We start from the raw sequence: 19,834 nt of genomic DNA on the forward strand, positions 1-19,834 counted from the left end.
CGCCGAGGTGGTCTCCGCCGCGGTCACCGCACGCGCCGCCACCTGGCTGGCCTCGGCCGCGTTGCTGGCGATCTCCCGGATGCTGGCGCCCATCTCCTCCGCACCCGCCGCCACCGTCTGCACGCTGCGGGAGACCTCCTCCGCGGCACCGGACACCACACCGGACTGCGCCGCGGTCTCCTCGGCACCCGCCGAGATCTGCGCCGACGACGCGGACAGCTCCTCCGACGACGCGGCGACCGCGTCGGCCGAGCTGCCGACCGCCGTGATGACCGAGCGCAGGTTCGCCACCGCCTTGTCGAGGGCGGTGCTCATCTGACCCATCTCGCACTTGGTGCCCCACGCGCTGGCCTTGGTCAGATCGCCGGCGGCGAGAGCCTCGGCGACGTCCTGCAGGCAGCGCACTCCCCGGCCCAGCCCCGCGGCCACGAACAGGGCAGCGCCGACGGCGGCGAGGATGCCGGCCCCCAGCAGCACCATCATCGTCGTGCCGGCGTCCGACGCGGTCGCCACGGCCGCCTCGGAGGCCGTCATCGCGGCGTCGCTCTCGGCGTCCCGCAGCTCGGTGAGCGACTGCGACACCTCGGTCAGCAGAAGATTCTCGTTGTTCGCCGTGACCCAGCCCGCGGTGTCACCGGACAGGGCGAGCGGAGCGAGCGTGCCGTCGAGGAAGGAGGCCCACTCGTCGACAGCGGCCGCCGCCTCGTCCACCACGACCTGCTTCTCCGGGGTCATCCCGAACTCGCTGTAGGCAGCCTGGTCGGCCTCGTACTGCGCCAGCACGGTGGGGATCTTGTCCAGTGCCGCCTGAGCGTCCGTCGGGCCGGCCGCGAGCGCGGCGTTGCGGGAGAGCACCCGCAAGGTCTGGACGTCGTCGATCATCTTGCCCACGGAGATGACGCTGGTGACGTTGTCCCGGTACAGGTCCTCAGCGGTCTGGGACGCGGAGTTCAGCGCCACGGTGCCCACGATGCCGGTGGCCGCGGCGGCTGCAGCAGCCACGCCCACGGCCGACAGGACCTTGGTCTTCACCCCGCGATCGGCCCACCAGTTGAGCAACCGGCTGTCAGAGAATCGTGGTGCTGCGTCCACCTCGGTCAGTGCCATGTCCATACTCCTGGTCGTCGTTCCGCCAGGCGTGCCGCCTGTGCGCTGCCACCAATCATGGCCTTTACGGCTCCAATTCGGACGCCTGAGGAGTACGTGTCGCACGACGTACCGAAACTGTTCGGTGACTGAATATGGGAGGCCGCATGTCGACATTCAGAGCCGTTCGATACCCCAGCGCGGACCGCGATCCGGGAAAGGCCGGACAATGGCGACGAGCGCATGACCGGTGTGGTCATGCGCTCGTCGCGAGGTCGGGGTTTGCGGCCGGCTCGGCCGCTTGCGGTCAGTAGGTGAACTTCCCGACGGCGGTGCGCAGGTCGGCGGCCATCCGGGACAGCTCGTCGACCGCGGTGCGGGTCTGGGTCAGCGCCTGGGTGGTGGACTCCGCGGCGGTGGACACCCCGGAGATGTTCTCCGCGATCTGCGTCGTGCCACCGGCGGCCTCCTGCACCGACCGCGACATCTCGTTGGTGGTCGCCGTCTGCTCCTCCACCGCACTGGCGATCGTGGTCTGCCGGTCGGAGATCTGGGCGACGATCGTCGAGATCTCCCCGATCGCCGCGACCGCCGCGGTGGTGTCGCCCTGGATCGCCTGCACCCGCCGGGCGATGTCCTCGGTCGCCTTCGCCGTCTCCTGCGCCAGCTCCTTCACCTCGTTCGCGACCACCGCGAAACCCTTGCCGGCCTCACCGGCACGGGCGGCCTCGATCGTGGCGTTCAACGCCAGCAGGTTCGTCTGCTCCGCGATGCTCGTGATCACCTTCACCACATTGCCGATCTCCGCCGAGGACTCACCCAGCTTCGCCACCGTCGCCGTCGTCGTCTCCGCCGCGGTCACCGCACGGGCCGCCACCTCCGAGGCCTCGGCCGCGTTCGTCGCGATCTCCCGGATGGACGCCCCCATCTCCTCCGCACCCGCCGCCACCGTCTGCACGCTGCGCGAGACCTCCTCCGCAGCACCGGACACCACACCGGACTGCGCGGAGGTCTCCTCCGCCGACGCCGAGATCTGCGCCGACGACGCCGACAGCTCCTCCGAAGAAGCCGCCACCGCATCCGCCGACGACACCACCGACGCCATCACCGCACGCAGGTTCACCACCGCCTCGTCCAGCGACGCGCCCATCCGTCCCAGCTCGTCCTTGCTCTTCAGGCCGCTGGTCCTGGTCAGGTCACCGGCCGCCAAGGCCTCGGTCACGTCCTGCACCCGGCGAGCACCCTTCGCGACCCCGGCGGCCACGACGTACCCCAGGCCCAGTGCGAGCAGGATGCCGGCGATGATGACGATGATCGTGATCTGGCGAGTGGCCTCGGCGCTGTCCTGGATCGCAGCCGCGGCGCCAGCGGCCTGGCTGCGCTGGTCGTCGACGATCGCCTGCACGCCCTCGGTGAGCTCCGTCATCAGGGGCTTCAGCTGAGCGCCGTTCACCTCGTTCCAGCCGACCACGTCATTGGCCAGCGCCCTGGGCTTGAGCAGCTCGTTCTGCAGAGCGACGTACTCCTCGAGCTCCGCTCGAAGCTCCTCCATCGCGACACGCTCGTCCTCATCCGCCGTCACGAGGAAGGAGTCGAGCTCCTCCTCGATCGACAGCTTGAAGCCCTCCATCTTCTCGTACTCCTCGACCGTGAGCTCAGACGTGGGAACCAGCAGCGCGTCCCGAGCGCTCACCCGGATGTCGTTGAGCAGGCCGTCCATGACGGCGGCGTTCATGGCGCCCTGGAAGTTGGTCTCGTAGAGACCATGGGCCTTCTCGGCCGCCGATTCCATGCCGTTGATCCCCATCAGACCGATCCCGCCGGCGACCAGAGCGGTTACCGACACGGCGCTGAGCACCTTGGTCTTCACCGACCGGTCGGTCCAGTGGGAGAGCAGCGAGCGGGACGGCGGGGGAGTGGGGACGGTGGTCATCGGGTTCTCCAGGATGGATGGTGTGCGCAGATAGTGGACGGCACTGTGGAATGAGGCCGGTGCGCCGGCCACGGGTGGCGCGGTGTGACAGGGCAAAATGTAGGCGCAACAAGAAGCGACCGACGCTGTTTATGTAGCGTGTCGCGGCGCCTGGAAAGATCGCCAGTCGACCGTTCTCCGAGTGTCGACATGGCGCCATCCCGAGGAGCGACGAATGGTTCGGACGCCTGCGCGAGACGCCGAAGACGAATGGCCGGGAATGGTCATGCACCCTTCGGTGCCGGAGTGCGGCCGGCTCGGCCGCTTGCGGTCAGTAGGTGAACTTCCCGACGGCGGTGCGCAGGTCGGCGGCCATCCGGGACAGCTCGTCGACCGCGGTGCGGGTCTGGGTCAGCGCCTGGGTGGTGGACTCCGCGGCGGTGGAGACCCCGGAGATGTTCTCCGCGATCTGCGTCGTGCCACCGGCGGCCTCCTGCACCGACCGCGACATCTCGTTGGTGGTCGCCGTCTGCTCCTCCACCGCCGAGGCGATCGTGGTCTGGCGGTCGGAGATCTGCGCGACGATGGAGGAGATCTCGGCGATCGCGTCGACGGCAGCTCCGGTGTCGCCCTGGATGGCCTGCACCCGGCGGGCGATGTCCTCGGTCGCCTTCGCCGTCTCCTGCGCCAGCTCCTTCACCTCGTTGGCCACCACCGCGAAGCCCTTGCCGGCCTCACCGGCCCGGGCGGCCTCGATCGTGGCGTTCAGCGCCAGCAGGTTCGTCTGCTCCGCGATGCTCGTGATCACCTTCACCACATTGCCGATCTCCGCCGAGGACTCACCCAGCTTCGCCACCGTCGCCGAGGTGGTCTCCGCCGCGGTCACCGCACGCGCCGCCACCTGGCTGGCCTCGGCCGCGTTGCTGGCGATCTCCCGGATGCTGGCGCCCATCTCCTCCGCACCCGCCGCCACCGTCTGCACGCTGCGCGAGACCTCCTCCGCAGCACCGGACACCACACCGGACTGCGCCGCGGTCTCCTCGGCACCCGCCGAGATCTGCGCCGACGACGCCGACAGCTCCTCACTGCTCGCCGCCACCGCATCCGCCGAGCCGGCCACCGAGGACAGGACCTCGCGCAGGGAGGCGCAGGCGGCGTCGAGGGAGGCCGCCATCTGACCGACCTCGTCCCGGGAGGTGACGCGGGTGGCGACGGTCAGGTCGCCCTGGGCGAGCGCCGTCAGCGAGGCCTTCACCTGGCGGACCGGCCGGGTGACCGAGCGGAGGGTCAGCACGCTGATCCCGACGATGAGCAGCAGGCCGAGGGCAGCCGCGATCTCGGCGGTGAGCGCCGCCTGCGCGAGCGCGTCGTCCAGGCGCACCTGCGCGGCGTCGCTCTCGGCGGCGAGGACGTCCTTCGCCTCGCTGACGGCACCGTCGGACAGGTCGTTCGCCGCCTGGATCTCCTCCCAGCGGCCGCGCATCGCCACCGGGTCGGCCACGGCGAGGTCGACCCACGCGGTGATGGCGTCCGTGTAGGCCTCGAAGCTGTCGGCCAGGCCGGCCACCGACTCGGCGGCGGCGCCGGTGAGCGGGACGGTGGCCAGCTCGGCCAGCATGGCCTCGGGGGTGGCGATGTCGTCGGCGAGCTCGGCCAGCTGCGCCTCGGGGTCGACCCGGACGAGGGTCTTGAAGCCGTCGACCTTCAGCTCGCTGGCGCGGGTGTCCAGCTGCAGGACCAGCTCCTCGGCCTCGTTGAGGTGCCGCAGCTCGGTGTTGACGTCGCGCGCGGCGGCGTTGCCGACCAGCACCGCGGTGAGCAGGGCGCCGAAGGCGAGGACGACGACGCCGATCAGGATGCCGAACTTGACGGCGAGCGGGCGGTCGGCGAACCACCCGGCAGGTCGCGCGGCGACTGGTGGGGGAGCGGAGGAGCGCACGGGAGACCGTCCAGGGGGGAGAGGCTGCTGCGCCGGATGTGGCGACGCGGGTCAGTGTTGTGACTCCACGGTTGGAATGGCGCGCCCCACGCATACCATTTCCAGATCGTGATGCATACACCGCATCACGGACCCTTCCGAGGTGATGTGTCGACACGGACGGAATGGTCACCGACGGGCAGCGGCGCACATTCCACCGAGCCCGGGCGGGAGGGCCGGAATTGTCGATCCGGCCGGAGTCGTGACCGCCCACGGCGGTGCCGGTCGTGTCGGGCGCCGGCGGCGCCGCCCGTCCTCGCCGGGTCAGGCGGCGAGCCGCCCCAGCAGCTCGACGACGTCCTCCGGACCGGCCACCCGGAACCGGGCGGCGGTCTCGCCGTCCCCCACCTTGACCGTCACGTCGTCGGGACCGAGCGCCCGGAACCCGTCCTCGTCGGTGACGTCGTCGCCGAGGTACACCGCGGCCGCGGCACCCAGCTCGGCCACCAGCCGGCGCAGCGCGCCACCCTTGTCGGCGTCGGTGACCGCCAGCTCGAGGACGTCCTTGCCCGGCTTCATCGTCAGTGACGGATCCCCGAGCGCGCGGGCCTGCGCCAGCAGCTCGGCCGCCAAGGCGCGGTCGGCCACCTGCCGGACGTGGACCGCCACGCTGGCCGGCTTCACCTCGAGGCGTGCCCCGGGAACCGCGGTGACCAGCGGCCGCAGCTCGTCGGCGAGACCGTCCCGGCGGCCGGCGAGCTCCGGCGCCAGGGGGCCGTCGTGCTCGGCACCGTGGCTGCCCACCCACCGGAAGGGACCGGACAGCCCGCTGGTCCGCCGCAGGTCCTCGACGCCCCGACCGCTGACCAGCGCGACGACGACACCCTCCACCGCGGCCAGCCGCTCCAGCGCCTCGGCGACCCCGGGCTCGGGCACCGCGGCCGCGGGGTCGTCGCGCAACCGGGCCAGCACGCCGTCGTAGTCGCTGGCCACCAGCAGCGGCCGGCGGCCGGCGAGCCCGGCGAGGGCATCGGTCAGCTCGGCGGGGAGCGTCACGCCTGCCCCCGCAGCGCCTCGAAGAACGAGCCGGCCCAGTGCTCGAGATCGTTGCGGAACAGGTGCCGGCGCATGGCGCGCATCCGCTTCGCCGCCTCGGCCGGCTCGATGCGCAGCGCCCGCACCAGCTGGTTCTTCACCCCGGCGATGTCGTGCGGGTTCACCAGGAAGGCCTGCTTGAGCTCCGCGGCGGCGCCGGCGAACTCGGAGAGCACCAGGGCACCGCGGAGGTCACCGCGGGCGGCGACGTACTCCTTCGCGACGAGGTTCATCCCGTCCCGGTACGGGGTCACGAGCATGACGTCGGCGGCGCGGTAGAGGGCGGCCAGCTCCTCGCGCGGCATCGACTGGTTGAAGTAGTGCACGGCCGGCCCGGCGATCGAGCCGTAGACCCCGTTGATGTGGCCCACCTGCTGCTCGATCGTCTCGCGCATGTGCACGTAGTGCTCCACCCGCTCGCGGCTGGGGGTCGCCACCTGCACCAGCACCGTGCCCGGCGCCTCCAGCGCGCCGTCCTGGAGAAGCTCCTCGAAGGCGTTGAGCCGGACGCTGATGCCCTTGGTGTAGTCCAGCCGGTCGACGCCGAGGACGATCTTGGTGGGGTTGCCCAGCTCCGTGCGGATCTCCTCGGCCCGGGCGATCACCTCGGGGGAGCGGGCCAGCTCGTCGAAGGCGGCGGCGTCGATCGAGATCGGGAACGCCTTCGCGGTGACGACCCGCCCGTCGTAGTCGATCTGGTTCCGGCGGCAGCCGAGGTCGTGCAGCCGGCGGGCCAGCTGGACGAAGTTCGCCGCGGCCGACGGCCGCTGGAAGCCGACCAGGTCGGCGCCGAGCAGGCCCTCGATGACCGCCGAGCGCCAGGGCAGCTGGGTGAACAGCTCGTACGGCGGGAACGGGATGTGCAGGAAGAAGCCGATGGTGAGGTCGGGCCGGACCTGGCGGAGCATCGCCGGGACCAGCTGCAGCTGGTAGTCGTGCACCCAGACGATGGCGTTCTCGGCGGCCACGGCGGCGGCGCGCTCGGCGAACCGCTTGTTGACCTGCACGTAGGTGTCCCACCAGTGCCGGTGGTACTCCGGCTTCTCCACCACGTCGTGGTAGAGCGGCCAGAGGGAGGCGTTCGACATGCCCTCGTAGTAGTGGTCGACCTCCTCCTCGCTGAGCCCGACGGGGATCAGCGACATCCCGCCCTGCTCGAAGGGCTCCGGCGCCTCCCCGGCCGAGCCCGACCAGCCCACCCAGGCGCCGCCCCGGCCCGCCACGAAGGGCTCCAGGGCGGTGACCAGCCCGCCGGGGCTGCGCTGCCAGCGGACGCTGCCGTCGGGGTCGGTCACCTGGTCGACCGGGAGCCGGTTGGCCACCACGACGACGGGACTGTCCGCCCCGACCTTCTCTTCCGTGTTATCGGCCATACCGCCCCGACCCTATCCAGCCGACCCCCGCCGCGCGCCCCGGGTGCGGTCAGACCGTCCGGCCGAGCACGAATCCGCCGGCTGCGGCACCGATGCCGAGCAGGAGCGTGGCCGCCACGTACCCCGCGGCGCGCACCGTCGCGCGCCGCTCCAGCAGCCCGACGGCGTCGGTCCCGAAGGTCGAGAAGGTGGTGAGCGCGCCGCAGAAGCCGGTGCTCAGCAGCGCCACGACCGCCGGCGGGACGGCGCTCCACCCGAGCAGCAGGCCCAGCGCCGCGCTCCCGGCGACGTTGACCGCCAGCGTGCCCCTGGCGGCGTCCCGCCCGTCCCGGCCCGCGATCCGGATGGCCAGCAGGCGCAGCGGCGCGCCCGCTGCGGCGCCGAGGGCGACCAGCAGCGGCGTCACCGGGCCGGCCGCCGGGCCAGCGCGGCGCCCAGGGCGACAGCGACGACGCCTCCGACGACGGAGGCCGCCACGTACGCCGCGGCGAGGAGCGCCCGGCCGTCGTCGACCAGGCCGACGACCTCCACGGCGAAGGCCGAGAACGTCGTGTAGCCGCCGAGGACGCCCACCCCGAGGAACGGCCGTGCCCACGGCGGCTCGGGGGAGCGGCCGGCGAGCACGGCCAGCAGGACGCCGATCAGCAGGCAGCCGGTCAGATTCGTCAGGAGGGTGGCCCACGGCCACCCGGCGGGGGAGGGGGGTAGCGCCACGGCCAGCCCCCACCGCGCCAGCGCACCGAGGACGCCGCCGAGCGCCGCGAGGAGGTAGGCCATCGCCGTACCTGCCCCTCCCTTCCGGTCGCGGTGTCGGGCAGAGTGCCCACGGGAGGGTCGCACGCCGCCGGCCCCGTGCAGGGGAGGACGCCGTGGGGCCGCTGGAGGGTGTGCGGGTCGTCGAGTTCGCGGGGCTGGGCCCGGGCCCGTTCTGCGGGATGCTCCTGGCCGACCTCGGCGCCGACGTCGTCCGGATCGACCGCCGGGGGGCCCGGGCCGGGCTGGTGGGCTCGCTCGGCGCCACGTCGCTGCTGGACCGCGGCAAGCGGTCGATCGCGCTCGACCTCAAGGACCCCGCCGACCTGGACGTGGTGCGGGCCCTGGTGCGGCGGTCCGACGTCCTGACCGAGGGCTTCCGGCCGGGGGTCATGGAGCGGCTCGGCCTGGGCCCGGAGGAGCTGATGGGGGAGCACCCGGCGCTGGTCTACGGCCGCATGACCGGGTGGGGCCAGACCGGCCCGCTCGCGCACAGCGCCGGCCACGACATCGGGTACATCGCGCTGACCGGTGCCCTGGGGGCCAGCGGGCGCCCCGACGAGCGGCCCGCCCCGCCGCTGAACCTGCTCGGCGACTTCGGCGGCGGGGGGGTGTTCCTCGCCCTGGGGGTGCTGGCCGCGCTGATCTCCGCCCGCGCCACGGGCCGCGGCCAGGTGGTCGACGCGGCGATCGTCGACGGCACCGCCGTCCTGACCACGATGATCCACGGCATGCTCGACGCCGGCGCCTGGACCGACCGGCGCGGGCGCAACCTCCTCGACACCGGGGCGCCCTTCTACGACGTCTACCGCTGCGCCGACGGGGAGTTCCTGGCCGTGGGGGCGCTCGAGGAGCAGTTCTACGCCGCGCTGGTCGCCGGCCTGGGCCTCGCCGGCGACGACACGCTCCCCGACCGCGCCGACCCGCGCCGGTGGCCGGAGCTGCGGGAGCGGTTCGCGGCGGTGTTCGCGACCCGTACCCGGGCGGAGTGGTGGTCGGTGTTCCAGGGCACCGACGCCTGCGTCGCGCCGGTGTGGTCGCTGCTGGAGGCCATGGACGACGGGCACAACCGCGCCCGAGGCGTCTTCGTCGAGGTCGACGGCGTCCGGCAGCCCGCCGTCGCCCCGCGGTTCTCCCGAACGCCCGGCTCGGTGGGCCGGGTTCCCGCACCGGGGCAGCACAGCGAGGAGATCCGCACCGAGCTCGGGCTCTGAGAGCCGTCCTGGCTCACCGCATGGGGTCCTGGCTCACCGTCGACCGTGAGCCAGGACCCGGAACGATCAGGTGACCTGATCATCAGAGGGGTCAGCGGCGGCGGGTCTCCGGGAACAGCAGGTCGACGAAGCGGGCGGCGGTCGGCTGCGGCTCGTGGTTGGCCAGCCCGGGCCGCTCGTTGGCCTCGATGAACACGTGCTCGGGGCCGGTCACGTCCGGCACCAGGAAGTCGATGCCGGTCACCGGGATGTCCAGCGCCGTGGCCGCCCGCACCGCGGCGGCGGCGATGTCCGGGTGCAGCCGGTCGGTGACGTCCTCGATCGTCCCCCCGGTGTGCAGGTTGGCCGTGCGCCGCACCTGGATCCGCTCGCCGTTGCGCGGGACGTCGTCCAGCGCGTAGCCGGCCTCGTCGATGACCTCCACCGTCGTGTCGTCCAGGGGGATGCGCGACTCGCCCCCGGTCGCCCGCTCGCGTCGGCGGCTGGTGGTGCGCACCAGGTCGGCGACGGTGGTCCGGCCGTCGCCGATGATCTCGGCGGGCCGACGGACCGCGGCGGCCACCACCTCCCGGTCGATGACCACCACCCGCAGGTCGTCGCCGGCCACGAGCTCCTCGACCAGGACGTCGGGGCAGAACTGGGCGGCGTGCTGCACCGCGCGCTGCAGCGCGGCGTCCCCCTTCACGCCGACGGTGATCCCCTTGCCCTGCTCGCCGCGCGCGGGCTTGACCACCACGGCGCCGATCTCCCGCATGAGGGCCGACGCCGCGGTGAGGTCCTCCGCGGTCGCCCGTGCGCCCCGGGCCACCCGGACGCCGGCGCGCTCCATGATCCGGCGGGTCACCCGCTTGTCGTCGCAGCGGCTCATGGCCACCGCGGTGGTGAACTCCGACAGCGACTCGCGGGTGAGCACGGTCCGGCCGCCCAGCGACAGCCGCATCTCGCCCCACTCGGCGTCGGTCACCTGCACCCGGACCCCGCGGCGCAGCGCCTCCTCGGCGATGACCAGGGCGTAGGGGTTGAGGTTCTCCAGCCCGGGCGGCCGGGCGGCGAACAGCGGGGTGTTGATCGGGTTCTTCCGCTTGACGCACACCGCGGACACCCGGCCGAAGCCGAGCTTGCGGTAGAGCGCGATGGCCCCGGAGTTGTCGTGCAGGACCGAGAGGTCGACGTAGGCGCGCCCCCGGCCGACGTAGCGCTCGGCGAGCACCCGCACCAGCGCCTCACCGGCGCCGGGCGGGGCGTCCTGGGCGTGCACCGCCAGGCACCACAGGCTGGTGCCGCCCTCCGGGTCGTCGAAGGCCAGCGTGTGGTCCACCCCGGTCACCGTGCCGATGATCTTCCCGGTGCGCCGGTCCTCGGCGACCAGGTAGGTGAAGCACCGGGTGCGGTGGTTGCTCCACATGACGTCGGCGTCCCCGACCACCATGCCGTTCGTCGCGTAGAGCTCGTTGATGGCCACCATGTCCGCCCGCGAGGTGGCGGTGCGGACGAACACCCCGCGGATCAGCTCGGCCCGGGCCCGGTAGCGGTGCAGGTCGAGGCGGTAGGTGTAGCTCGGGTCGATGAACAGCTCGTCGGGCGCGAGCCCGACCAGCACGTGCGGGTCCCGCGGGTAGATGCAGATGTCGCGCTCGCCGCTCTCCTCCGCGCGCAGCGCGTCGACGATCCCGGCCAGGTCGGAGAAGGTCTGACCGAAGACCAGCCGCCCCCAGCCCATGTCGAGCACGACGTCGGAGGCCATGCCCTGCCGCTGGTGGTCCGAGGGCTCCCGCCAGGAGCGGTCGGTGAGCGCCGGGGTGCTGGTCACCGCCGTCCGCCGTCGGTGGCCGGCCAGCCGGGGTGCCATCGTCATCTCCTTCAGGCCGCGTGCGTCTGCAGCCACAGCTCGAGCAGCCCCAGCTGCCACAGCTTGTTGCCGCGCAGCGGGGTGAGGTCGCCGTTGGGCTCCGCGAGCAGCTCGCGCACGTACTCGGGCCGGAACAGGCCGCGGTCGCGGGCGGCGTCGCTGGCGAGCGCGTCGCGCACCAGGTCGAGCACCTTGCCCTGCAGGTGGGTGATCGCCGGCACCGGGAAGTAGCCCTTGGGCCGGTCGATGACCTCCGGCGGGATGATCCGCCGGCCGATCGCCTTGAGCACGCCCTTGCCGCCGTCGGCGAGCTTCAGCTCCGGCGGGCACAGGGCCGCGAGCTCGACCAGGTCGTGGTCGAGGAAGGGCACCCGGGCCTCCAGGCCCCAGGCCATGGACATGTTGTCCACCCGCTTGACCGGGTCGTCGACCAGCATGATCTCGCTGTCCAGGCGCAGCGCGGCGTCCACGGCGGTCTCGGCGCCGGCGGCCTCCATGTGCGCGCGGACGAACGCCAGGCTCGGATCCTCCGCCAGCGCGTACCGGTCGGAGACCACCCTGGCCATCTGCGCGTGGTCGCGGTCGAAGAACGCCTTCGCGTAGGTCTGCACCGCCTGCTCGCGGCCGACCCCGGCCAGCGGCGGGTACCAATGGTAGCCGGCGAACACCTCGTCGGCGCCCTGGCCGGACTGCACGACCTTGATCGACTGGCTGACCCGCTCGCTGAGCAGGTCGAAGGCGACGACGTCGTGGCTGACCATCGGCTCGGCCATCGCCCCGATCGCGTGCCCCAGCGCGCCGGCGAGCTCGTCGGAGCCGACCCGGATGCGGTGGTGGTCGGTGCCGAAGCGCTCGGCGATGACGTCGGAGTACTGGAACTCGTCGCCCTCCCGGCCGCCGACCGACTCGAAGCCGATCGAGTACGTGGCCAGGCCCCGCTGCCCCTCCTGCGCCAGCAGGCCGACGATCAGGCTCGAGTCCAGGCCGCCGGACAGCAGCACGCCGACCGGGGTGTCGGCGACCAGCCGGCGGCGGACGGCGACCCGCAGCGCCTCCTCGATCGCGTCCTCCCAGTCGCGGGCCGACCAGCCCGCGTGCTCCGGACGGCGCTCGTAGGTCGCCTCCCAGTAGCGGTGCTCGCGGCTGGCGCCGTCGGGCTCGATGACCCGGACGGTGGCCGGGGGGAGCTTGCGGACGCCGTTGAGGATGGTCCGCGGGGCCGGGACGACCGCGTGCCACGAGAGGTAGTGGTGCAGCGCCACCGGGTCGATGGAGGTGTCGACGCCGCCGCCGCGCAGCAGCGCCGGCAGCGTGGAGGCGAACCGCAGCTTCTTGCCCGGCGTCTCGGAGAGGTAGAGCGGCTTGATGCCCAGCCGGTCGCGGGCCATGACGACCCGGCCGGTGTCCCGCTCGGCGATGACGAAGGCGAACATCCCGTGCAGGTGCTGCACCACGTCGACGCCCCAGTGGGCGTAGCCCTTGAGGATCACCTCGGTGTCGCTGTGCGAGAAGAACCGGTAGCCGTGGCCCTCCAGCTCGGCCCGCAGCTCCTGGTAGTCGTAGATGCAGCCGTTGAACACCGCGGTCAGGCCCAGCTCGTTGTCGACCATCGGCTGGGAGCCGCAGGTGGAGAGGTCGATGACCGAGAGCCGGCGGTGCCCGAAGGCCACCCGGCCGTTGCTCCACGAGCCCTGGCCGTCCGGGCCCCGGGGCACCAAGGCCTCGACCATGCGGGTGACCGCGGTCGTGTCAGCCGTCGAACCGTCGAACGTGATCTCGCCGCAGAGGCCGCACATGCACAACGATCTAACTCCTGCGGGGGGCCGATCGCAGGCCGAGGTCACCGATCCGGGGCCGATCGTGGTCCACCTCACGCCCGGTTCCACGTGGAACCGGAGAACGGCCCCGGCGTCCCGCCCGCCGTGGGCTGGCGATCAGCTCCACGGCACGGCGATCCGCCGGCCGCCGAGCTCGTGGACGTCCACCTCGACGTCGAAGACCTTGCGCAGCAGCTCCGGCGTCATGAGCTCGGCGGTGGGCCCCGCGGCGACCAGGTGCCCGTCCCGCATGGCCACGATGCGGTCGGAGTAGGCCGAGGCGACGTTCACGTCGTGGACGACGAGGACGACGGTGCGGCCCAGCTCGTCGGCCATGCCGCGCAGCATCCGCATCATCTGGACCGAGTGACGCATGTCCAGGTTGTTCAGCGGCTCGTCGAGCAGCACGTAGTCGGTGCCCTGGCACATGACCATGGCCACGTACGCGCGCTGCCGCTGCCCTCCGGAGAGCTGGTCGAGGTGCCGGTCGGCGAGCGGGGCGAGCTCGAACCAGTCCAGTGCCTCGCCGATCCGCGCCCGGTCCTCGGCGGTCAGCCGGCCCCCCGAGTGCGGGAAGCGCCCGAACGCGACCAGCTCCCGGACGGTGAGCCGCACGGTCATCGTGTTCTCCTGGCGCAGCACGGCCAGGCGGCGGGCGAGGACCGGCCCGGGGGTGCGGGCCACGTCCATGCCGTCGACCAGCACCCGGCCGCTGTCGGCGGGCAGCAGCCGGGAGGCGATGGACAGCAGGGTGGACTTGCCGGCGCCGTTGGCCCCGATCAGGGAGGTGATGCCCCCGGCGGGCACGGTCACCGAGACGTCGTCGACCACGCGGGCCCCGCCGTAGGACTTGCAGACGGATTCGATCTCGATCACTGCTGCTGCCCTCTCACTGGCGCGGCTCCCTCACGAGCAGGGCGATGAAGACGATGCCGCCCACGAAGTTGATGACGATGCTCAGGCTGGAGTTGAAACCGAAGACCTGCTCGAGCACCAGCTGCCCGCCGAGCAGCGCCAGGACCGCCAGGAGGGCCGCCCCGGGGATCACCCAGGCGTGGCGGTGGGTGCCGAGAAGCTGGCGGGCCAGGTTGGCCACCAGCAGGCCGAGGAAGGTGATCGGGCCGACCAGGGCGGTGGCGACGGCGACGAGCACCGCCACGGCCACCAGCGCCCGGTTGACCACCCGCCGGTGCTCCACGCCCAGCCCGAGCGCCGTGTCCCGGCCCAGCGCCACGACGTCCAGCCGGGGGAGCAGCCGCCACACGGCGGCCGCCACGATGCCGACGACGACCGCGGACAGCACCAGCAGCTGCTGGTCGACGGTGTTGAAGCTGGCGAAGGCGAGGTCCTGCAGGGTGAGGAACTCGTTGGGGTCGATGAGCCGGGAGACCAGCAGCGTGAGGCTGGTGAACATGGCGCCCAGCACCACCCCCAGCAGCACGAGCACGAAGACGTCCCGCTCGGTGCGGCTGAACAGCGTCTTGTAGAGCACGGCACCGAAAGCGACGAGCGCGACGACCTCGACGGCGAAGCGGATCCGGGGATCGGTCGAGGTCACCGTGCCGGCGCCCAGGAAGAAGACGCCGGCGGTCTGGATCAGCACGAACAACCGGTCGAACCCCATGATCTCCGGGGTGAGGATCCGGTTGTTGGTCACCGTCTGGAACAGCACCGTGGAGAACGCGACGGCCACCGCGACCACGACCATGGCCGCGACCCGGCGGCTGCGCATCATCAGCGCGTAATCCCACGAGCCGGTCACACCGACGGTGAGGAAGGCGGCGCCGGCGGCCACCGCGAGCACCGCGAGGACGACGAGGGTCCGCCGGCGGCGGGTGGCCCGCTGCTCGGCCGTCGGGACGGCGGGGCCGGTGAGGGTGCGGGTCACGAGGCGCCCTTCGTGCGGGCGCGCAGCAGCAGCGCGATGAACAGGACGCCGCCGATGACCCCGCCGATGGTGCCGACCGGGATCTCGTACGGAGCGCGGATGGTCCGGCCGAGCACGTCGCACACGAGCACGAACGCCGCACCCGTCAACGCGGTCACGGGCAGGACCCGGCGCAGGTTGTCCCCCATCGCCAGGGTGACCAGGTTCGGCACCACGAGGCCGAGGAAGGGGATGGACCCCACGCTCACCACCACGATCGCGGTGACCACCGAGGAGATGACCAGCCCGATGGTGACCACGCGGGTGTAGGCGATCCCCAGGTTGATCGCGAAGCTCTCGCCCATGCCCGCCACGGAGAAGCGGTCGGCGTACAGGTAGGCGACCACCGTCGCGGCCAGCACGAGGTAGAGCAGCTCGTAGCGCCCGGCCAGCACGCCGGAGAAGTCGCCGTTCATCCAGGCGTCCAGCGACTGCAGGAGGTCGAACCGGTAGGCCAGGAACATGGTCGCCGCGAGCACCACGCCGCCGAGGAGGATGCCGACCAGCGGCACCACGATCATGTCGGTGAGCACGATCCGGCGCAGCAGCCAGACGAAGAAGAAGGTGCCGGCCAGCGCGAACACGGACGCGATGACCATCTTGCCCATCAGCGAGGTACCGCCGAACCACAGCGTGGCCACGACGATCCCGAGCCCCACCCACTCCGTCGTGCCGGCGGTCTGCGGCGAGACGAAGCGGTTGCGGGTCAGCGACATCATGACCAGCCCGGCGACGGCCATCGCAGACCCGGCCAGCAGGATCGCGGCCAGCCGGGGGACCCGGCTGACGAGGAACACCCGCGCCTGCGCCTCGTCCGGATCGAGCAGGTCCAGCGGCGACAGCTCGGTGACGCCGATGGACAGCGAGGCCAGCGAGGCGGCGAGCAGGAGCAGCAGCGCCGTCACCACGTGCCACCTGCGGACACCACGACGGCGCCCCTCCGCCGGTGGGGAGACCGAGGGAGGGGCGGCGTCGGCCGTGCTGCGGGTCATGGGCGGTGCGTCCGGCGAGGGGTCACTCGACCGCGGCCGCGATCTCCTCGACCATGCTCTCCACCGACGGCAGGCCGGTCGGGGCGATGTACCAGACCGACGAGTCCAGGTAGTGGATCTCGTCGTCCTCCGCCGCGGACGTGGCGGCGACCAGCTCGTTGTCGAGCACCTGCTCGGCGGCGGTGCCGGACTGGCCGATCGCGGCGTCCCGGTCCAGCACGAACAGCATGTCGGGGTTCTTCTCGGCGAGGTACTCGAAAGAGATCGCGTCACCGTGATCGGCCGCGGTGAGGTTCTCGTCGGCCGGGGTGACGCCGAGCTCGTCGTAGACCATGCCGAACCGGGTGTCCGGGCCGTAGGCGGCCAGCTCACCGGCGTTGGTCATCACGAACAGGCCGGTACCGGCATCCGCCGCGGCGGCCTTCACCTCGGCCACCCGCTCGTCGAGGGCGGCGAGCCGGTCGGCGACGGCGTCCTCCTCGCCGAACACCTCGGCGAGCGAGGTGACCCGCTCCTCGAAGGACTCGAGGAAGTCGGCGTTGTCGACGGTGAGGTCGATCGTCGGCGCGATCTCGGCCAGCTGGGGGTACGCCGCCGCGGAGCGGCCTCCGACGATGATGAGGTCGGGCTCCAGGGCGTTGACCGCCTCGTAGTCGGGCTCGAACAGCGAGCCGACCTTCGTGTACTCGTCGCCGGCGTACTTCTCCAGCGACTCGGGGTAGGCCGCCTCCGGCACGCCGGTGACGTCGACGTCGAGGCTGTCGAGGGTCGACAGCGCCCCCACGTCGAACACCACGACCGTCTCCGGGTCGACCGGGACGGTGGTCTCGCCCTGGGCGTGGCTGACGGTGACCTCGGCCGCCCCGGAGCTCGCGGCCCCCTCACCGGCGGCGCTCGCGGAGTCCTCGCCCCCGCACGCGGACAGCGCCAGGACGGCGGAGAGGGGCAGGGCGAGGGCGGTGAGCGGCCGGACGCTGGTACGCAAGGGAACTCCTGTCGAGGCAAAGGTGAGGCATGCCTTAGTAAGGCGGCCCTAAACTGCCACACCGGTTCCGGAAGCGGAACGTCGGGGGGTTCGGCGATGCGCCCCGCGATCGGCGGTTGACCTCGCCGCGGCTGGGCAGGAGCGGCGCATGCAGATCCGCACGCTCGCCGGCCTGACCGTCTCCGCCCAGGGCCTGGGCTGCATGGGGATGAGCGAGTTCTACGGCACCGGCGACCAGGCCGAGGCCGAGCGCACCATCGGCCGGGCCCTCGACCTGGGGGTCACCTTCCTGGACACCGCCGACATGTACGGCCCGTTCACCAACGAGCGGCTGGTCGGCAAGGCGATCGCCGGCCGCCGCGACGAGGTGGTGCTGGCCACCAAGTTCGGCAACGAGCGCGGCGAGGACGGCTCCTTCCGCGGCGTCAACGGCGCGCCGGACTACGTGCGCAGCGCCTGCGACGCCTCGCTCCAGCGGCTCGGCGTCGACGTCATCGACCTCTACTACCAGCACCGGGTCGACACCTCGGTGCCGATCGAGGACACCTGGGGCGCGCTGGCCGAGCTGGTGCAGGCGGGCAAGATCCGGCACGCCGGCATCTCCGAGGCCGCACCGGACACCATCCGCCGCGCCCACGCCGTCCAGCCGGTCACCGCGGTGCAGACCGAGTACTCGCTGTGGACCCGCGACCCCGAGGACGACGGCGTGCTCGCCACCTGCGCCGAGCTCGGCATCGGCTTCGTCGCCTACTCCCCGATCGGCCGCGGGTTCCTGTCCGGGCAGATCCGCAGCATCGACGACCTCGACCCCGGCGACTTCCGCCGGCACAACCCGCGGTTCCAGGGCGAGGCGTTCCAGCAGAACCTCCGGCTGGTCGACCGGGTGCGGGAGATCGCCGAGGCCAAGGGCGTCACGTCCACCCAGCTGGCGCTGGCCTGGGTGATGGCGCAGTCCGATCGCGCGGGCAACCCGGCGATCGTGCCGATCCCGGGCACCAAGCGGGTGCGGTACCTGGAGGAGAACGCCGCCGCCGCGGACGTCGGGCTCACCGACGACGACCTGCGGGCGCTGGAGCAGGCCGCTCCCGTCGGCGCCACGGCCGGCGACCGCTACCCGGACATGTCCACCGTGCACCGCTGACGGAGGACCGCGTCCTCCCCACCCCCTCGCAGGCCCGGGCGCGTCCCGGGACCGGCCGACGGCGGCCCGCTGCGGCGGGGCCGCGGGGGCGCGGGAGGATGGGCGGGTGCCGGCACCCGTTTCCCGCCCCGGAGGGGCCCGGTGACGCTGCCGCTCGTCGTCGCCGTCACCGTCGTCGCGGCGCTGCTGACCGGCCTCGGGCTGGCCTCCACGGCCGCCGGTCGGCGGATCGGCCTCGTGCACCTGGCCGGCGCCGGCCTGCTGCTGGCCCTGCTGCTCGTCCAGGCCGTGCTCGCCGTCGTCGCCATGGCGGGCGGCGACACCCCGGCCGACACCCCGACGTTCCTCGGCTACCTGGCCGGCGTGGTGCTCATCCCGGTCGCCGGGGTGCTGTGGGCGCAGGCGGAGCGCACCCGCTGGGCCGGGACGGTGCTGGCCGTGGCCGCCGCCGCGGTCGGGGTCATGGTGTGGCGGCTGCTGCAGCTGTGGGAGGCCACCGGTGCCTGACCGGGCGTTCGGCCGGCCGGCCGAGGCCGGCACCACGGGGACGGCGGGCCCGGCCCGGGTGCTCGTCCTCGTCTACGGCATCTTCGCCCTCGCCGCGGGCTCCCGGGCCACCGTGCAGCTGGCGACCCGCTTCGCCGAGGCCCCGGTCGCCTACCTGCTCTCGGCGTTCGCCGCGCTGGTCTACGTGGTGGCCACCGTGGGTCTGGCGCGCGGGGCGCGGGGCCGGCGCACGGCACTGGCGGCGATCGGGGTGGAGCTGGCCGGGGTCCTGGTGGTGGGCACGCTGTCGCTGGCCGACCCGGCCGCCTTCCCCGACGAGACGGTCTGGTCCGGGTACGGCCGCGGCTACGGCTACGTGCCGCTGGTCCTGCCGGTGCTCGGGCTGCTGCTCCTGCGCCGCACCGGGCGCGGCAGGAGCTGACCCGGGCGGTCGGGGGCGGTCAGAAGTCCCCGCCCCCGAAGTCCCCGCCCCCGAAGTCCCCGCCCCCGAAGTCCCCGCCCCCGAAGTCCCCGCCCCCGAAGTCCCCGCCCCCGAAGTCGCCGCCGTAGTCGCCGCCGTAGTCGCCGCCGGCGTCCCCGCCGGCGCCGTCCTCGTAGCCCGCCGCGTAGGCCTCCTCGTCGCCACCGCCGAACAGCCCGCCGTCGCCCATGCCGGTGTCGAACAGCGCGTCGGCCACCGCGGTGCCGACGACGAGGCCACCGATGGTCCCGAGCATGCTGCCGCCGATCAGCCCGCCCATGCCGGGCCCGCCGTAGCCGCCACCAGGGCCATAGCCGCCACGTTGGCCGTACCCCCCGCCGGAGGGGCCGAAGGTGCGCTCCATGAAGCCCGGCCGGCGCAGCTCGGCGCGGGTCGCGGCGCGGGCGAGCGCCCGCGGGTCGTCGCCGGTCGGCCGCTCACCGGCCGGCACCCCGTCGCTGAGCTGGGCCAGCACCTCCCGGCGCTGCTCGGCGGTGAGCTGGGCGAACGCCTCGGCGTGGGCCTGCTCGATCTGGTCCGGTGGCGCGGTGCGCAGCAGGTAGCGGTAGCGCTCGATCGCCTGCTCGTCGGCCGACCGCGGCGGCGCCTGGCCGTACCCCTGCCCGTATCCCTGGCCATATCCCTGGCCATATCCCTGGCCATATCCCTGGCCATGGCCCTGGTCGTGGCCCTGGTCGTGGCGCGGCTGGGGCCCGGCGTCGTAACCGGAGTAGGCCGCGTCGTCGTAGCGCCGCCTGCGGCCGAAGAGCCGGTCCAGCAGTCCCATCGGATCCTCCTCGGGTCG

Annotated in this window: 18 protein-coding genes; 4 read left to right on the forward strand and 14 right to left on the reverse strand. The window is 72.9% G+C overall.

The annotated features are described in order from the left end of the window. The 7 genes from BD833_RS21485 to crcB all read right to left on the reverse strand — a co-directional run. Positions 1–1,107: MCP four helix bundle domain-containing protein (locus BD833_RS21485; RefSeq protein ID WP_166535203.1), on the reverse strand; the 1,107-nt coding region annotated here is incomplete at its 3' end. A 286-nt stretch (positions 1,108–1,393) separates the two neighbouring features. Continuing rightward, positions 1,394–3,019 carry a methyl-accepting chemotaxis protein gene (locus BD833_RS21490; RefSeq protein WP_166535204.1) on the reverse strand — a complete coding sequence of 542 codons (1,626 nt, stop codon included), beginning with the start codon at positions 3,017–3,019 and terminating at the stop codon, positions 1,394–1,396. A gap of 310 nt (positions 3,020–3,329) precedes the next feature. Then, entirely contained in the window at positions 3,330–4,937 is a 1,608-nt protein-coding gene (locus tag BD833_RS21495; RefSeq protein ID WP_166535205.1) for a methyl-accepting chemotaxis protein, read from the reverse strand. A gap of 303 nt (positions 4,938–5,240) precedes the next feature. After that, on the reverse strand, positions 5,241–5,972 hold the full coding sequence (gene otsB, locus BD833_RS21500) for a trehalose-phosphatase (RefSeq protein WP_166535206.1): 732 nt from the start codon (positions 5,970–5,972) through the stop codon (positions 5,241–5,243). Next, positions 5,969–7,384 (reverse strand): alpha,alpha-trehalose-phosphate synthase (UDP-forming), encoded by a 1,416-nt coding sequence (locus tag BD833_RS21505; protein ID WP_166535207.1) that lies wholly within the window; start codon positions 7,382–7,384, stop codon positions 5,969–5,971. The genes otsB and BD833_RS21505 overlap by 4 nt, the downstream gene beginning before the upstream one ends. Before the next feature lie 49 nt (positions 7,385–7,433). Beyond that, positions 7,434–7,790 carry a fluoride efflux transporter FluC gene (locus tag BD833_RS21510; RefSeq protein WP_166535208.1) on the reverse strand — a complete coding sequence of 119 codons (357 nt, stop codon included), beginning with the start codon at positions 7,788–7,790 and terminating at the stop codon, positions 7,434–7,436. Beyond that, positions 7,787–8,161: a fluoride efflux transporter CrcB gene (gene crcB, locus BD833_RS21515; RefSeq protein ID WP_166535209.1), complete on the reverse strand. Its 375-nt coding sequence runs from the start codon at positions 8,159–8,161 to the stop codon at positions 7,787–7,789. The genes BD833_RS21510 and crcB overlap by 4 nt, the downstream gene beginning before the upstream one ends. A gap of 92 nt (positions 8,162–8,253) precedes the next feature. On the opposite strand from crcB, the gene BD833_RS21520 reads away from it, so the two are divergent. Then, positions 8,254–9,351: a CaiB/BaiF CoA transferase family protein gene (locus BD833_RS21520; protein WP_208092819.1), complete on the forward strand. Its 1,098-nt coding sequence runs from the start codon at positions 8,254–8,256 to the stop codon at positions 9,349–9,351. Positions 9,352–9,442: 91 nt separating this feature from the next. On the opposite strand, the gene ngg is transcribed toward BD833_RS21520, so the two are convergent. The 6 genes from ngg to BD833_RS21550 all read right to left on the reverse strand — a co-directional run bounded on the left by ngg (position 9,443) and on the right by BD833_RS21550 (position 16,921). Beyond that, a complete protein-coding gene (gene ngg, locus BD833_RS21525) occupies positions 9,443–11,200 on the reverse strand; it encodes an N-acetylglutaminylglutamine synthetase (protein WP_243737874.1) in 1,758 nt (585 codons plus the stop codon). A gap of 11 nt (positions 11,201–11,211) precedes the next feature. Beyond that, positions 11,212–12,996, reverse strand: coding sequence for an N-acetylglutaminylglutamine amidotransferase (locus BD833_RS21530; RefSeq protein WP_166535211.1), 1,785 nt, complete (start codon positions 12,994–12,996; stop codon positions 11,212–11,214). Positions 12,997–13,134: 138 nt separating this feature from the next. Next, the gene (locus tag BD833_RS21535) at positions 13,135–13,893 is read right to left on the reverse strand and encodes an iron ABC transporter ATP-binding protein (protein ID WP_166535212.1); all 759 of its coding nucleotides are present in this window, start codon (positions 13,891–13,893) and stop codon (positions 13,135–13,137) included. Between the two features lie 13 nt (positions 13,894–13,906). Then, positions 13,907–14,905: an iron chelate uptake ABC transporter family permease subunit gene (locus tag BD833_RS21540; protein WP_166535213.1), complete on the reverse strand. Its 999-nt coding sequence runs from the start codon at positions 14,903–14,905 to the stop codon at positions 13,907–13,909. Beyond that, positions 14,902–15,936 (reverse strand): ABC transporter permease, encoded by a 1,035-nt coding sequence (locus tag BD833_RS21545; protein WP_166535214.1) that lies wholly within the window; start codon positions 15,934–15,936, stop codon positions 14,902–14,904. Before BD833_RS21545 ends, BD833_RS21540 begins: the two co-directional genes overlap by 4 nt. A gap of 22 nt (positions 15,937–15,958) precedes the next feature. Next, a complete protein-coding gene (locus tag BD833_RS21550; RefSeq protein ID WP_166535215.1) occupies positions 15,959–16,921 on the reverse strand; it encodes a siderophore ABC transporter substrate-binding protein in 963 nt (320 codons plus the stop codon). A gap of 148 nt (positions 16,922–17,069) precedes the next feature. Here BD833_RS21550 and BD833_RS21555 point away from each other — a divergent pair, with 148 nt between their 5' ends. The 3 genes from BD833_RS21555 to BD833_RS21565 all read left to right on the forward strand — a co-directional run bounded on the left by BD833_RS21555 (position 17,070) and on the right by BD833_RS21565 (position 18,990). Continuing rightward, positions 17,070–18,062 (forward strand): aldo/keto reductase, encoded by a 993-nt coding sequence (locus tag BD833_RS21555; RefSeq protein WP_166535216.1) that lies wholly within the window; start codon positions 17,070–17,072, stop codon positions 18,060–18,062. A 141-nt stretch (positions 18,063–18,203) separates the two neighbouring features. Beyond that, the gene (locus tag BD833_RS21560) at positions 18,204–18,569 is read left to right on the forward strand and encodes a hypothetical protein (RefSeq protein WP_166535217.1); all 366 of its coding nucleotides are present in this window, start codon (positions 18,204–18,206) and stop codon (positions 18,567–18,569) included. Continuing rightward, positions 18,562–18,990: a hypothetical protein gene (locus BD833_RS21565; RefSeq protein WP_166535218.1), complete on the forward strand. Its 429-nt coding sequence runs from the start codon at positions 18,562–18,564 to the stop codon at positions 18,988–18,990. Before BD833_RS21560 ends, BD833_RS21565 begins: the two co-directional genes overlap by 8 nt. A gap of 19 nt (positions 18,991–19,009) precedes the next feature. Here BD833_RS21565 and BD833_RS21570 read toward each other — a convergent pair whose 3' ends face one another. Continuing rightward, on the reverse strand, positions 19,010–19,816 hold the full coding sequence (locus tag BD833_RS21570) for a hypothetical protein (RefSeq protein ID WP_166535219.1): 807 nt from the start codon (positions 19,814–19,816) through the stop codon (positions 19,010–19,012). Between the last annotated feature and the right edge of the window lie 18 nt (positions 19,817–19,834).

The organism is Blastococcus xanthinilyticus, assembly GCF_008124835.1.
GTDB classification, from domain to species: Bacteria; Actinomycetota; Actinomycetes; order Mycobacteriales; family Geodermatophilaceae; genus Blastococcus; species Blastococcus xanthinilyticus.

What these genes read in the sequence shown, in the direction of transcription:
- BD833_RS21490 (WP_166535204.1), bottom strand. Translation starts at nt 3,019, where the DNA reads ATGACCACCGTCCCCACTCCCCCGCCGTCCCGCTCGCTGCTCTCCCAC.
- BD833_RS21505 (WP_166535207.1), bottom strand. Translation starts at nt 7,384, where the DNA reads ATGGCCGATAACACGGAAGAGAAGGTCGGGGCGGACAGTCCCGTCGTC.
- crcB (WP_166535209.1), bottom strand. Translation starts at nt 8,161, where the DNA reads ATGGCCTACCTCCTCGCGGCGCTCGGCGGCGTCCTCGGTGCGCTGGCG.
- ngg (WP_243737874.1), bottom strand. Translation starts at nt 11,200, where the DNA reads ATGGCACCCCGGCTGGCCGGCCACCGACGGCGGACGGCGGTGACCAGC.
- BD833_RS21530 (WP_166535211.1), bottom strand. Translation starts at nt 12,996, where the DNA reads ATGTGCGGCCTCTGCGGCGAGATCACGTTCGACGGTTCGACGGCTGAC.
- BD833_RS21545 (WP_166535214.1), bottom strand. Translation starts at nt 15,936, where the DNA reads ATGACCCGCAGCACGGCCGACGCCGCCCCTCCCTCGGTCTCCCCACCG.
- BD833_RS21555 (WP_166535216.1), top strand. Translation starts at nt 17,070, where the DNA reads ATGCAGATCCGCACGCTCGCCGGCCTGACCGTCTCCGCCCAGGGCCTG.
- BD833_RS21570 (WP_166535219.1), bottom strand. Translation starts at nt 19,816, where the DNA reads ATGGGACTGCTGGACCGGCTCTTCGGCCGCAGGCGGCGCTACGACGAC.